The organism is Winogradskyella sp. (assembly GCF_003712105.1).
Classification (GTDB): domain Bacteria; phylum Bacteroidota; class Bacteroidia; order Flavobacteriales; family Flavobacteriaceae; genus Winogradskyella.
This window is the reverse complement of sequence record NZ_RHLG01000006.1, coordinates 109,441-123,925: the sequence shown is the minus strand read 5'-3', so window position 1 is coordinate 123,925 and position 14,485 is coordinate 109,441. Positions and strand designations below refer to the sequence as shown.

At 33.3% G+C, this 14,485-nt stretch carries 15 protein-coding genes; 9 read left to right on the top strand and 6 right to left on the bottom strand.

Annotated elements, in window-relative coordinates:
* Positions 1-51 precede the first annotated feature (51 nt).
* Positions 52-1,791, top strand: coding sequence for a M14 family metallopeptidase (locus ED556_RS13435; RefSeq protein WP_296324933.1), 1,740 nt, complete (start codon positions 52-54; stop codon positions 1,789-1,791).
* Positions 1,792-1,794: 3 nt separating this feature from the next.
* Here ED556_RS13435 and ED556_RS13430 read toward each other — a convergent pair whose 3' ends face one another.
* A complete protein-coding gene (locus ED556_RS13430) occupies positions 1,795-2,376 on the bottom strand; it encodes an NUDIX domain-containing protein (RefSeq protein WP_296324929.1) in 582 nt (193 codons plus the stop codon).
* A 121-nt stretch (positions 2,377-2,497) separates the two neighbouring features.
* Here ED556_RS13430 and pyrE point away from each other — a divergent pair, with 121 nt between their 5' ends.
* Together pyrE and ED556_RS13420 are read left to right on the top strand one after the other, a co-directional pair.
* The gene (gene pyrE, locus ED556_RS13425) at positions 2,498-3,142 is read left to right on the top strand and encodes an orotate phosphoribosyltransferase (protein WP_296324926.1); all 645 of its coding nucleotides are present in this window, start codon (positions 2,498-2,500) and stop codon (positions 3,140-3,142) included.
* Between the two features lie 61 nt (positions 3,143-3,203).
* Entirely contained in the window at positions 3,204-3,599 is a 396-nt protein-coding gene (locus ED556_RS13420) for an SRPBCC family protein (protein WP_296324923.1), read from the top strand.
* Here ED556_RS13420 and ED556_RS13415 read toward each other — a convergent pair.
* Positions 3,596-4,330 (bottom strand): biotin--[acetyl-CoA-carboxylase] ligase, encoded by a 735-nt coding sequence (locus tag ED556_RS13415; protein ID WP_296324921.1) that lies wholly within the window; start codon positions 4,328-4,330, stop codon positions 3,596-3,598. The genes ED556_RS13420 and ED556_RS13415 overlap by 4 nt on opposite strands.
* Before the next feature lie 95 nt (positions 4,331-4,425).
* Here ED556_RS13415 and rsfS point away from each other — a divergent pair, with 95 nt between their 5' ends.
* From rsfS to ED556_RS13385, 6 genes are all read left to right on the top strand, one after another.
* On the top strand, positions 4,426-4,797 hold the full coding sequence (gene rsfS / locus ED556_RS13410; protein ID WP_296324918.1) for a ribosome silencing factor: 372 nt from the start codon (positions 4,426-4,428) through the stop codon (positions 4,795-4,797).
* 35 nt (positions 4,798-4,832) lie between these two features.
* Positions 4,833-6,773, top strand: coding sequence for an ATP-dependent zinc metalloprotease FtsH (ftsH, locus tag ED556_RS13405; protein WP_296324915.1), 1,941 nt, complete (start codon positions 4,833-4,835; stop codon positions 6,771-6,773).
* A gap of 117 nt (positions 6,774-6,890) precedes the next feature.
* Positions 6,891-7,499 carry an LUD domain-containing protein gene (locus ED556_RS13400; RefSeq protein ID WP_296324910.1) on the top strand — a complete coding sequence of 203 codons (609 nt, stop codon included), beginning with the start codon at positions 6,891-6,893 and terminating at the stop codon, positions 7,497-7,499.
* The gene (locus ED556_RS13395) at positions 7,500-8,324 is read left to right on the top strand and encodes a phosphatidate cytidylyltransferase (protein ID WP_296324907.1); all 825 of its coding nucleotides are present in this window, start codon (positions 7,500-7,502) and stop codon (positions 8,322-8,324) included.
* Complete coding sequence (locus ED556_RS13390) at positions 8,314-8,967, top strand: phosphatidylserine decarboxylase family protein (protein ID WP_296324904.1); 654 nt, start codon at positions 8,314-8,316, stop codon at positions 8,965-8,967. The genes ED556_RS13395 and ED556_RS13390 overlap by 11 nt, the downstream gene beginning before the upstream one ends.
* A complete protein-coding gene (locus ED556_RS13385) occupies positions 8,964-9,230 on the top strand; it encodes an acyl-CoA-binding protein (protein WP_296324901.1) in 267 nt (88 codons plus the stop codon). The genes ED556_RS13390 and ED556_RS13385 overlap by 4 nt, the downstream gene beginning before the upstream one ends.
* Before the next feature lie 5 nt (positions 9,231-9,235).
* On the opposite strand, the gene ED556_RS13380 is transcribed toward ED556_RS13385, so the two are convergent.
* The 4 genes from ED556_RS13380 to carA all read right to left on the bottom strand — a co-directional run bounded on the left by ED556_RS13380 (position 9,236) and on the right by carA (position 14,332).
* Positions 9,236-10,177, bottom strand: coding sequence for an arginine deiminase family protein (locus ED556_RS13380; protein WP_296324899.1), 942 nt, complete (start codon positions 10,175-10,177; stop codon positions 9,236-9,238).
* Between the two features lie 29 nt (positions 10,178-10,206).
* The gene (locus ED556_RS13375; protein ID WP_296324896.1) at positions 10,207-11,493 is read right to left on the bottom strand and encodes a citrate synthase; all 1,287 of its coding nucleotides are present in this window, start codon (positions 11,491-11,493) and stop codon (positions 10,207-10,209) included.
* Between the two features lie 286 nt (positions 11,494-11,779).
* Positions 11,780-13,072 carry a phosphopyruvate hydratase gene (gene eno / locus ED556_RS13370; RefSeq protein WP_296324893.1) on the bottom strand — a complete coding sequence of 431 codons (1,293 nt, stop codon included), beginning with the start codon at positions 13,070-13,072 and terminating at the stop codon, positions 11,780-11,782.
* Positions 13,073-13,231: 159 nt separating this feature from the next.
* Entirely contained in the window at positions 13,232-14,332 is a 1,101-nt protein-coding gene (gene carA / locus ED556_RS13365; RefSeq protein ID WP_296324890.1) for a glutamine-hydrolyzing carbamoyl-phosphate synthase small subunit, read from the bottom strand.
* Positions 14,333-14,485: the final 153 nt, after the last annotated feature.

Below are 14,485 nucleotides of genomic sequence, written 5' to 3'. Positions count from 1 at the left end.
CAAAGTTTTTATCATCTAAAATCTTTAAGTTTGAATACAATTTTAGTTACCATGAAAAAATTTCTTGTTCTACTCTTATTTATTGCGATTTCATGTAATAAAAAATCTAATAATCCTGAAAACGATTTTACAACTGTTTTTGAAATCAGTAAAGGCAAAGAAACAGCGACTTATGAGCAAACGATTCAGTTTTATAAAGACTTAGCAGATAGTTATAATCAAATATCAATTCAAGAAATTGGAGAGACCGATTCAGGAAAGCCATTACATTTAGTAACATACGTTGCAAGTGGTAAGAAGGCAAATTTTGATAAGCGCAGAGAAAACAACCGCATTGTACTTATTAACAATGGAATTCACCCAGGTGAATCTGATGGTATAGATGCCACTATGATGCTGTTTAGAGATTTGGCAAATGAGAAAATTGAAACCCCAAAACATACTGTTATAGCAACTATACCTATTTATAATGTTGGTGGAAGTCTTAATCGTAACTCTACTTCACGTACTAATCAAAACGGACCAAAAGCTTACGGGTTTAGAGGCAATGCACGCAATTATGACCTCAACCGTGATTTTATAAAATCTGACACCAAAAATGCTCGTGCTTTTGCTGAAATTTTTCATCAGGTACAACCAGATGTTTTTATCGACAACCATGTTAGTAATGGTGCTGATTACCAATATACATTAACGCATCTATTTACGCAACATAATAAGCTAGGTGGACCTTTAGGTAATTTTTTGCATACCGAAATGATGCCACAGTTAGAAGAAAAGCTACAAGACAAATCATGGGATATTACGCCTTACGTTAATGTATTTAATAGAAGACCAGAAAATGGATTTTCTCAGTTTATGGATTCACCACGCTATTCCACTGGATATACAACTTTATATAATACACTTGGTATGATGGTAGAAACTCATATGCTAAAACCTTATAAGCAGCGTGTTGAAGGTACTTACGAGTTAATGAAAAGTATGTTGCAAATTGTTGAAGCTAAAGGTGACACAATTAAATCACTTCGTACAGAACAAAATCAATTCTGGTCACCTGGTGAAAGCTATCCACTTACTTGGGAGATCGATACTACAAAATCTTCTACCATACAATTTAAAGGTTATGAAGGTAATACTATAAAAAGTGACCTTACAGGTGCTGACCGTCTAAAATTTGACAGAAGCAAACCATTTACAAAACCTGTGACATACCAAAATTATTTCAAGCCTACTAGTGAGGTTAACATACCTAAAGCCTATATCATTCCTCAAGGTTGGCATAATGTTATTGAGTTGCTAAAACTAAATAAGGTTGAATTAAAACAATTTGAAAATGATACTATTTTAACTGTTCAATCTTATAAAATTGAAGACTATAAAACACGTCAAAGTCCGTATGAAGGTCATTATCTGCATTACAATACTAGTATAAAAACTTCTGAAGAAGCCATTGACTTTAAAGCAGGTGACTACATGGTAAGCACTGACCAAAATGCTATTAGATATTTGTTAGAAACTTTAGAACCAACAGCACCAGATTCTTTTTTCAATTGGAATTTTTTCGATACCATTTTACAGCAAAAAGAAGGGTTTTCACCTTATGTTTGGGAAGACAAAGTAAAATTAATCCTTAGAGCAAATCCTAAACTACAGATTAAGTACAACGTTAAAAAAAGTTATGACAAAGATTTTGCGAATAATTGGTATGCACAACTAGATTGGTTACACAAACAAACGCCATATTACGAAAAAGCACATTTGCAATATCCTGTTTATAGATTAAATTAATCCTTAAACTAATAGCTTAATATTCGCATAGCTATTTTCCATTGCCTTGGCTATTTTCTTATTATTTAGCCACTTGACTTTAGTAATGCCTTCGTTTTCTTGAGGTAGAAGTTCGCCAGTGTATTTTGTTTTCATCTCAAACCAATAGGTGATTTTTATGCGATAACGTCCTCGACGTTTAAAAATATGATACGTAGTAGGTAATGGTTTGGTGATTTTTAAGCCCTGAACACCCGTTTCTTCTTCAACTTCTCTAATGGCAGTTTCTTCTATAGATTCTTTAGATTCAGCTTTGCCTTTTGGTAAGTCCCATTTATCATTTCGGTATATAAAAAGGACTTCGCCAGCCTTATTATAGACCTTACCACCACCTGCAATTACGTTGGGAAGTTTCTTTAAAAACTGCTTAAGGAGTTTGTCTTCTTTTTTACCAACTAAATAAACTGCTTGAAGTTTAGTTCTATTCAATTTACGAATCACTCTTGCCAAATCTGCGGACTTCAGCAAGTACACTTTAAAATCAGTCTCTTTATCTACCTGAGTAGTCAAATAAATAGGTTTATCTCCAACAAAAATGGTGTACATTAGTTAATTTGGTTGGTTTTATAGAAACGTAAAAATATTCTTTTTTCTCATACCAATCTGCTGTTGATATTTATTTTAATTTTAAATGTTATCAACTCTAAAAAAGATTAATTTTGAGGCTATGATTTTTAATAAAGATACCGCTAAAAAAACCGCAGAATTACTGCTTCAGATTAATGCTATAAAATTGAGTCCAGAAGAACCATTTACATGGGCTTCTGGGTGGAAGTCTCCTATATATTGCGATAACAGAATTGTGCTATCGTTTCCTCAAATTAGAAATTTTGTTCGTGAAAGTTTAGCTAAGCATATCGAAGAACTCTACGGTAAACCAGATGTTATTGCTGGTGTGGCTACAGGTGCAATTGGTATTGGCGCTTTAGTTGCTGCACATCTTAATTTACCTTTTGTATATGTGCGTCCTGAAGCTAAAAAACATGGACGTCAAAATCAGATTGAAGGTTATATCGAAAAAGGCCAAAATGTTGTAGTGGTCGAAGATTTGATTAGCACTGGAAAAAGTAGTCTTAATGCTGTAAAAGCACTTAAGGACGCTGAAGTAAATATTAAAGGTATGGTAGCAATTTTTTCTTATGGGTTTGAAGTTGCCAACGACAATTTTAAGACTGCAAAAGTAGAATTGCATACACTTGGAAATTATGAAACCCTTTTAGAACAAGCTCTAGACACAAACTATATTACCAAAAGCCAACAAGACATTTTAGCTAATTGGAACGCGAATCCTAGCGAATGGAATAATAATTGATATCTTGTCATGGATTTATTAATAATCTATTAACCATTTAATACGCTATAATACTTAAATAATGAATTTAGATTCTCCAACAATTACCATAGACAAATCTGCAGAGGAAGCATTTAACTTTCTTTCTGATGTGAAAAATTTTGAAAAGCTAATGCCTGAAACTATCAATAAGTTTGAAGTTTTAGGAGAAGACAAATTTTTATTTGCCTTAAAAGGAATGCCAGAAATTGTGCTCAAAAAGAAAGATGAAACTCCGCATTCACAGGTTGTTCTTGGTGCCGCCGGTGGCGCGCTAGATTTTGCTCTCGTTGCAAATATTGAAGAAATTGATGATACCCAAAGTGAAGTTTCATTAAACTTTAATGGTAAATTTAATACCATGATGTCAATGATGATAAAGAGTCCAATAAAAAAGTTTTTGCAAACTTTAGCTTCAAATATGCCAGAAGCCATTTAGTAGAGTAACTTAACTTCTTTTAGGTCAAAAGTTTTCTCAACTTCATCTTCTAAAAGTAACTTTAATTTGCCATTGGTGGTAACACCTTCAATAAAGCCCGAAAATGTTTTGTTATTGGCACAAGTTACAAATGTCGAAGGCTTTTTTAGTCTGAATAATTGAAGTTCGTATTCAGCTTTTAATCCCAAAATACATTCAGGTTTCAACTTTGACAGCATGTTTTTTATATGCCTAAGAATAACGTTAAGCACTTCATTTTTATCGTAAATAATTCCTGTTAGCAATGTCATGGATGATGCCTGTGGTAAATCATTAAAAAACTTCTGGTTTACATTAAGTCCAACACCTATAATAGTAGCATCCAATGTATTGTTCTTTATAACATTTTCTATAAGAACACCCGCAATTTTTTTGTTTTCTGACAAAATGTCGTTAGGCCATTTTACTTTAAGTTTTGGTATTTGTAATTCCTTTAAAGCATCAACCAGTGCCAGAGAAACTGCCATACTTATACAAAACGTATGCTCCATAGACAAACTAGAAACATCTTTAAAGACACTGAACGTAAGGTTTTTAGAGGATTCTGATTGCCATTCAGCACCCATTTGACCTCTACCATTTGTTTGATAATTGGCTACTACAACTGTGTAATCATCTAAGGTTTTATCAATACTTAAGCGCTTTAGATAAGTACTGGTTGAGTCAATGGCATTAAGTTTGATTATATTCATTAAAACAGGGCAAGGATTTTTATAGTTTTCTTATGAGTATTTCAACTTACAAGAACTAAAAAAATAATAACTTTGTATAAATTTAAAACATTTTAATGACCGAAAGAAATAGCAATGCTGATCAACTCATAACTACAATAATTAGTGGTATTGAGGATGTGAAAGGAAAAGATATTACACTTTTAGATTTAAGAGAAATAGAAAATACCGTTTGTGACTATTTTATTGTTTGTGAAGGCACATCTAATACTCAAGTTAACGCCATAGTCAACTCCATACAAAAACAAGTCAGTAAAAATACCAAAGACAAACCTTGGCATATTGAGGGAACCGATAATGCGGAGTGGGTTTTAATGGATTATGTTAATGTAGTGGTACACGTTTTTCAAAAACACATTAGAGCGTATTACGATATTGAAAGTTTGTGGGGCGATGCAATAACGACACAAATAGAAACGAGTTTATAATAATAGATTAAGATTTCCGCATTAGCGGCAACAATATGGCAAAAGAAACTAAAAATCAAAATAAGAAACCTAAAGTTAGTCCTTATTGGATATACGGAATTATTATAGCTGTATTTCTTGGAATTCAACTATTTGGAGGCAGCGCTTTTCAGGCTTCAAAAGAGATAAAAACTTCCGAATTCATCAAGTACTTAGAACAAGGTGATGTAAAAGAAGTTGTTATTATAAGTAATACTAAAACCGCGAGAGTTTATCTGACAGATGAAGCTCTAAAAAAAGATGTTCATAAGAATGCAAAATCTAAAGGGTTTTTACCTTCGGGTAACATTCCTAACTATACAGTAAAGTTTGGTGATTTAGGTAATTTTGAAGATAGAATAGATGAAATTATCACAAAAAACAATCTACCTACTTCTAGAAATGCTGATATAGAAAACAACGCATTTGGAGATTTTCTGATATCATTATTACCATTCATCTTAATTATAGGTGTTTGGATTTTTATAATGCGACGTATGTCTGCTGGTGGAAGCGGCGGTGCTGGTGGTCAGATTTTTAATATAGGTAAATCTAAAGCCAAACTATTTGATGAAAAAACTGATACAAAAACCTCTTTTAAAGATGTAGCCGGCCTTGAAGGAGCAAAAGAAGAAGTTCAAGAAATTGTAGATTTTCTAAAGTTTCCAGAAAAATATACGTCTCTTGGAGGTAAAATACCTAAAGGTGCTTTATTAGTTGGACCTCCAGGAACAGGAAAAACCTTATTAGCAAAAGCAGTAGCAGGTGAAGCTAAAGTACCGTTCTTTTCGTTATCTGGCTCTGATTTTGTCGAAATGTTTGTTGGTGTTGGTGCATCTCGAGTTAGAGACTTATTTAAACAGGCCAAAGAAAAATCTCCTTCCATTATTTTTATTGATGAAATTGACGCTATTGGGCGCGCCAGAGGTAAAAGTAATTTTTCTGGCTCTAACGATGAGCGCGAAAATACTTTGAACCAGTTGTTAACAGAAATGGATGGTTTTGGTACTAATACCAATGTTATTGTATTAGCTGCTACAAACCGAGCAGACGTATTGGATGGTGCATTAATGCGTGCTGGACGTTTTGACAGACAGATATATGTAGATTTACCAGATGTAAGAGAACGTAAAGAAATTTTTGAAGTACATCTTCGTCCTTTGAAGAAGGAAGAAACACTAGATATCGATTTTCTGGCAAAGCAAACACCAGGATTTTCGGGTGCCGATATTGCTAATGTTTGTAATGAAGCCGCACTAATTGCAGCAAGAAATGGCAAAAAGGCTGTAGGGAAACAGGATTTCCTTGACGCTGTAGATAGAATTATAGGTGGCCTCGAAAAGAAAAATAAAATTGTTACAAAAGAAGAAAAACGCGCTATTGCTTTTCATGAAGCAGGTCATGCAACGGTTAGCTGGATGCTTGAGCACGCTGCACCTCTTGTAAAAGTAACAATTGTTCCTCGTGGTCGCTCCTTAGGTGCTGCATGGTATCTGCCTGAAGAAAGATTGATTGTTAGACCAGAACAAATGCTAGACGAAATGTGCGCCACTATGGGTGGACGCGCAGCAGAAAAAGTGATATTTGATAAAATCTCTACTGGTGCTCTCAGCGATTTAGAAAAAGTAACAAAACAAGCAAGAGCTATGGTTACTATTTACGGTTTAAGTGATAAAATTGGTAACCTTACGTATTATGATTCTTCTGGACAACAAGATTATGGTTTTTCAAAACCTTATAGTGAAGAAACAGCAGTTTTAATTGATAAAGAAATCTCTGAAATTATTGAAGAACAATATCAACGCGCTATAAAAATATTAGAAGAAAATAAAGATAAACTTACTGAACTAGCTGAAGTATTGCTAGATAAGGAAGTTATTTTTAAAGATAATTTAGAAAAGATATTTGGCAAACGTCCATTTGAAAAAGACAAAAGCGCTCTGGACGAAGAAGAATGATTCCTAAAATTTAATTAGTGCTTTTATCGAAAAAACTTAAATTAATCAAGAGTTAATTTAAGTTTTTTTATCTTTGGGAAATTCGTAAAAATTCCTAGCAATAGTAGTACTTAATTAATGAGTTTATTCAGAAAAATCTTTGGGGGAAAATCTAAAAATTCCGAAGAAAATGTTCCAAATGATGAACGCAGCAAGTACATGCCAGATATTAAACTCCCTGTTGATGAGCAATTTACAATAAACTTTAAAGCCAATGGCGGTAAATTTTTGTATTGCGAGTCTATAGAAGAAATATATAATAGCTTAGAAAACATTATTGAAGAAAATCATTGGGGTGATAAAAAGGTATTTATCCTAAATGATAATCTTAAAGACTTATTTAAGGGTTTTGACTTGAGTATCAGTAAAAAAACATCCGAATCTTCATATTTTTTTACTACCTGTGAATATTTAATTTCTGATGATGGTTCTTTATTAATTTCTTCTAATCAAATTGCTGAAAAAAAGTTGCAAGAACTACCTCCAAATTTCGTAGTATATGCTACGACTAGTCAATTGGTAGAAAATATTGGTGATGGTCTCAAAGGAATAAAAAACAAGAACAGAAATAACATACCTACGAACATAACTACGATAAAGCATTTTAAAACTGATGAAGATAGTAACTTCATGAATTATGGTAGTAGTGCAAAAAACTTATATTTATTGCTCTTAGAAGACTTATAAATGAAAGAACTTTTAACTAGAGCTGTTTCTGGAATCCTCTATATTGCATTACTTATATCTGCTATGTTTTGGCAAAGGGCCTTATTGGTCGTGCTTTTTGTTTTTGGAGTTATTTCTCTATTAGAGTTTATTAAGCTTATAAAGCTCAAGTCAATTATTCTACCAATATCAATATTTAGTTTTCTATATTTTGGGTTTTGGTATTGGTGTACAATATACAAAGCTACCGAAGGTACAAATGAAGCTATACAGATATTATTAGTGATTACGATTTTTGTAAATCTATTCTTAATTAAAGATCTATTTGCTGAAACTAAGATTCCATTGTTTGAATCCAAACGTTATATAGCCACAACGTTTTATTTATCAAGCGGTTTCATTTTTATGCTTCTTATAGCAAATTACCTCAATACATTTCAACCATTTTTACTGCTAGGTAGTTTTATTTTAATTTGGGTTAATGACAGCTTTGCGTATCTTGTAGGTAAGAATTTTGGCCGTCAGAAACTATTTTCAAGCATATCACCGAAAAAGACAGTTGAAGGATTTTTAGGAGGTCTTTTCTTTGCATGTATATCCAGTTATTTCATTGCAAAGTATACCGATACGTTAGAGTTTACTAACTGGTTAATTTTGGCAATAATAGTTAGTGTTTTTGGAACGTTTGGAGATCTCATAGAATCAAAATTTAAACGCCAGGCAAATGTAAAAGACAGCGGTGTTATTATGCCGGGTCATGGTGGCCTATTAGACAGGCTAGATAGTATTATCTTTGCTTCACCATTTATATATTTGTATTTAAGAATTTTAACTTATGTTTCATAAAGAAGGCCATAAAATCATACTCATTTCGCTTTTCATTGTTGTTGGAGCAATATTTGCCTTAGACGCATTTATAACTATTGAGTGGTTGCGCAAAGCTTTAATGCTAGTTGTACTCGTATTTTTTGTATTGATTTTACAATTCTTTAGAAACCCAAAAAGACATACACATGCTAACGATAAACATGCACTCTCACCCGTAGATGGCAAGGTCGTAGTTATCGAAGAAGTATTTGAAAAAGAAGTTTTTAAAGACAAACGCATACAAGTTTCTGTATTTATGTCACCGATAAATGTACACGTTACACGTTATCCAATTAATGGAAAGGTTACCTTTAGTAAATATCATCCAGGTAAATATTTAGTTGCTTGGCATCCCAAGGCTAGTGAAGAAAATGAACGTACTACAGTTGTTGTTGAAAATGAAAGCTTTGGAAAAGTACTCTACAGACAAATTGCAGGAGCATTAGCAAAGCGAATTGTTAACTATGCCAAAACAGATGACATTGCTAAACAAGGTGCTGATTCTGGGTTTATTAAATTTGGGTCTAGAGTTGATTTATTTTTACCTTTAGATGCAGAAATCAAGGTAGCGTTAAATCAAAAAGTACGAGGTGGAGAAAGCATCATTGCAAAGATGAAATGACATCAGAAGAATTAAATAAAGAATTTGAAAACGCAGTTGAGCGTATTAATGCATATACCGAGCCATTCCCGGCAGACTTTTTACTTCGTTTGTACGCTTATTATAAAAAAGCAACTAATAATTACGGAAGGCCAAGTAGTCGCAAGCCGATAATAAATGCATTTAAAACTAATGCACTATTCCAAGTACAAGATATTTCTCAAGACGAAGCAAAGCAAGAATATATTAAACTTGTAGATAATTACTTTTTATATAGAGAGTAAAAAAGCTAATCTCTAATTAATGGCATTGTAGAGCAACGGAGTAAACCTTCTTGTTTGGCAATTTCAGAATATGGAACTTCTTCAACCGTAATACCATTTTTACGCAACCATTTATTTAAACGTGTAAAGTTCTTTTCAGAAATAACAACATGCTCTGATATAGAAAATATATTACTATTCATATCGTACATTTCATCTTTGGTAATCTCAAAAACATTCTCTTTTCCAAAAAAATTAACCAACCATTCGTATTCACTTTCTACTAAAAATCCATTTTTGTGAATAATGGCTTTGTCTTTACCTACTGGTTGAAAGCAACAATCAAGATGCAATGCATTTTCTTTTGGCTCAGTATTGGACTTTCGCAACTCAAATGATTTAACTATTTTATTGGGAAACAGACCTCTAATAGCCTCAACAGCTTTTACATTTGTTCGTGCAGTTATATAATTAGGGTAGTCTTCACCTGAATAAGTACCAATAAAAATATAGTTATTCCAAGGCATGACATCTCCACCTTCGACATGGCATTCTTCTGGTAAAATAATTCTGTTTTCTTTATCAACTTTACCCCATACATGTTCTACGGCTTCGATTTCTCGTTCTCTATCTGGTAAAATATTAGAGACAATAAATTTGTCTTCAATAACAAACGAGATATCTCTAGCAAAGATTTGATTATAGTCTTTAATTACCTTTGGTCTATATACCTCAACATCGTACTTTTTTAAAACTGCGGCTACTGCTTCCATTTCTGGAACCATATCTTTCTCCAATGGGTAAGTGCCTGCTAAAACATGTTGGCGGCTCTTTGGATCGTAGCAATCTTCTACATTTGGTGTTGGTCCATTGCTTTCAGCTGTACCTAAAATAACAGCTCTTAATCTTGATGTTTCGTTTTTAATATTGAGTTTCATACCTAAATTGAAGACATAAAAAAGCTTCATAATTTCTTATGAAGCCTTATAATGAATTATTATCTTTTATTAATTGGTACAAACGGTCTTTCATTTTCTCCAATATATAGTTGGCGAGGTCTTCCAATAGGCTCTTTACGTAAACGCATTTCGCGCCATTGCGCAATCCAACCTGGTAAACGTCCTAATGCAAACATTACAGTAAACATTTCTACAGGGATACCCATTGCTCGGTAAATTATACCTGAATAGAAATCTACATTAGGGTATAGTTTTCTATCAACAAAGTACTGATCTTCTAAGGCTTCTTTTTCAAGACCTTTAGCGATATCTAATATTGGATCTTCTATACCTAAATCACCTAATACTTCGTCTGCAGCTACTTTAATAATTTTTGCTCTCGGATCAAAGTTCTTATATACTCTATGACCAAAGCCCATTAAACGGAACGGATCGCTCTTATCTTTTGCTTTACCCATATACTTTTTAGTATCTCCGCCATCTTCTTTAATAGCTTCTAACATTTCTAATACAGCCTGGTTAGCGCCACCATGTAATGGTCCCCAAAGTGCAGAAATACCTGCAGATAAAGAAGCGAATAAACCTGCATGAGAAGAACCTACAATACGTACAGTAGATGTAGAACAGTTTTGTTCATGGTCTGCGTGTAATATTAATAGCTTATCTAGAGCATTTACTAAAATTGGATTTTGAACATAATCTTCATTAGGTTTTTTGAACATCATATGAAGTACATTCTCTACATAACCTAATTTTCGTGAACCGTAATCTAAAGGCAATCCTTGTTTCTTCCGCATTGTCCATGCTACAAGAACTGGAAATTTACCCATAATTCTCACAATAGCATTATACATGTCTTCTTCAGAATCTACATTGACAGAAGACGGATTAAACGCTGTTAAAGCAGAGGTAAGTGAGGATAAAACTCCCATTGGATGGGCATTTTTAGGAAATGCATCCAATATCTTCTTTACATCATCATCTACAATACAGTTATCTAATATGTCGTTATAAAACTTATCAAGTTGCTCTTGAGTTGGTAAGTTCCCGAAAATTAGCGCATAAGCTACTTCAAGAAAATCTGCTTTCTCAGCCAACTCTTCAATTGAATAACCGCGATATCTTAAAACACCTTCTTCTCCATTTAAAAAGGTAATACCACTCTGACATGAACCAGTGTTCTTATAACCTGGATCAATTGTAGTAACTCCACCTGTAGCAGCTCTTAATGCTTTTACATCAATAGCTACTTCATTTTCGGTTCCTTTTATTATTGGGAATTCGTGCTTTTCTCCGTTAATTTCTAATATCGCTTTATCTGACATATTTATATTGTGATTTTCTGAATTTAAGGTCAACAAAATTACGAAATCTACATCGATTTCGAAAGTGAATTTAGAATCGTTTTAACAATTGATTTATTCTTACTTTCTTTAGTAAATAAAGGTTATTGCCTTATTTGGTAATTGATTTACTAGTCGTAAGTGATATTAAAAACTTACTCTATTCAAAGTACTATTTTAGAAGAGGGTATTATAAGAAAAAACAATAGTCTATAAAAAAAGCCAACACTATTCATTGTTGGCTTTAAACTATAATTTGATAACTACATTATTTTACTTTAAAAGCATTTGTTCCTGGATAATATGCAACCTCACCTAATTCTTCTTCAATACGCAGCAATTGGTTATATTTTGCCATACGATCACTACGTGATGCAGATCCAGTTTTAATCTGGCCAGTATTTAATGCAACAGCCAAATCTGCAATGGTATTATCTTCAGTTTCTCCTGATCTATGAGACATTACAGATGTATATCCAGCATTATGAGCCATATTTACAGCTGCAATTGTTTCGGTTAATGTACCTATTTGATTTACTTTGATTAATATAGAATTGGCAATTCCTTCATTAATTCCTCTTCCTAATCGTTCAACATTAGTAACAAATAAATCATCACCAACTAGCTGAACCTTGTCTCCAATTTTCTCTGTTAAGTACTTCCAGCCTTCCCAATCGTTTTCATCCATGCCATCTTCAATCGAAATAATTGGATATTTGGAGCTTAATTCAGCAAGATAATCTGCTTGTTCTTGGCTAGTTCTTATTTGTCCTGATTCGCCTTCGAAAATAGTATAGTCGTACTTTCCATCCTTATAGAATTCAGCAGAAGCGCAATCTAATGCAATCATCACATCATCACCAAGTTTATAACCTGCATTATCTACTGCTTTAGCAATAGTTTCTAATGCATCTTCTGTTCCGCCTTCAAGATTTGGTGCAAATCCACCTTCATCGCCAACGGCTGTACTTAAATTTCTATCATGAAGTACTTTCTTAAGGTTATGGAAAATTTCAGTTCCCATTTGCATAGCATGTGTGAAGTCTTTAGCCTTAACTGGCATTACCATAAATTCTTGAAATGCTATTGGTGCATCACTATGAGAACCACCATTAATGATGTTCATCATAGGCACTGGTAATGTATTTGCAGAAACACCACCAACATATCTGTATAATGGCATGTTTAATTCATTAGCGGCTGCTTTTGCAACAGCTAAAGACACACCTAATATTGCGTTAGCTCCTAGTTTTGATTTGTTTGGTGTACCATCTAAATCAATCATTAACTTATCGATTGCATTTTGCTCAAAAACAGAAACACCTAGTAACTCTTGAGCGATTATAGCATTGACATTCTCAACAGCGTTCAATACACCTTTCCCCATATAATTATCTCCTCCATCTCTAAGTTCAACGGCTTCGTGTTCTCCTGTTGATGCACCAGATGGTACAGCAGCTCTTCCTAAAACACCATTTTCTGTGATAACGTCGACCTCAACAGTTGGGTTTCCTCTAGAATCTAATATTTGTCTTGCGTGAATGTTAATTATAATGCTCATTACATTAAGTTTTAAATTATAATTTTAAAGTTCAAATTTAGTAAAATTGGCTGTGGATTTCCTTAATAAACACCACTATTACGATTAATAATTACTATAATGTTTTCGTAACGAAAAAATGGCAACGAAATTTAGAATACGTTGCCATTTTTTCAAAATTTAATTAGCTAAATTACTAATGAACTCGTCAAATAAATAGGTTGAATCATTTGGTCCTGGGCTAGCCTCAGGATGATACTGAACTGAGAAGCAGTTTTTATGCTTTAATCGTATTCCTGCAACTGTGTTATCATTAAGATGCACATGCGTTATCTCAACATCAGAGTGAGCTTCAGTTTCTTCTCTATTAATGGCGAAACCATGATTTTGTGAGGTGATTTCTCCTTTTCCTGTTAATAGGTTTTTTACTGGATGGTTGATGCCTCGATGTCCGTTATGCATTTTATAGGTTGAAATTCCGTTTGCTAAGGCTATAACCTGGTGCCCTAAACAGATTCCAAATAATGGCTTGTTTCTTGCAATAATTTCTTTAGCAACTTGCTGTGCTTCAACCAATGGTTCTGGGTCACCTGGTCCATTTGACAAGAAATATCCATCAGGATTAAACGCTTCTAAATCTTCGAACTTAGCGTTATATGGAAAAACCTTTATATAGGCATCTCTTTTAGCGAGATTTCTTAAAATATTCTTTTTTATTCCTATATCTAAAGCCGCTATTTTGTATTTAGCATTTTCATCTCCAAAGAAATAAGGTTCTTTCGTAGATACCTTAGATGCCAGCTCTAAACCATTCATGCTTGGCTGCTCAGCTAATTGCTTCTTTAGTTCTTCAACATTATCAACATCTGTAGAAATAACGGCATTCATTGCACCATTATCTCTGATATAACTTACCAAAGCTCTTGTATCTACATCAGAAATAGCAATGGTATCGTTATCTTCAAAAAAAGTTTCTAAAGACTTATCCGCAGCAGGTCTTGAATATTCAAAACTAAAATTACGGCATATAAGTCCGGCAATCTTAACTGAATCAGATTCTACTTCATCTTGTTTTGTTCCATAGTTACCAATATGAGCATTTGTAGTGACCATTAACTGGCCAAAATAAGACGGGTCAGTAAATATCTCTTGATATCCCGTAGTACCAGTATTAAAACATACTTCTCCAAATGATGTTCCTTCTTTACCAATGGACTTACCATGGAAAATTGTACCGTCTGCTAATAGAATTAGAGCCTTTTTTCTTTGTTTGTATTTCATATAACCTTTAGAATGTATTCCTTTTATTAGGAATGGAGTTTTGCAAAAATCCAAAAAAAAAGGATAAACTTAAAAAGTCTATCCTCTATATTTATTAATCGTTATTAACAACCGATAATCGGTATTTATAACTGGCAAATAATAGTTTTGATA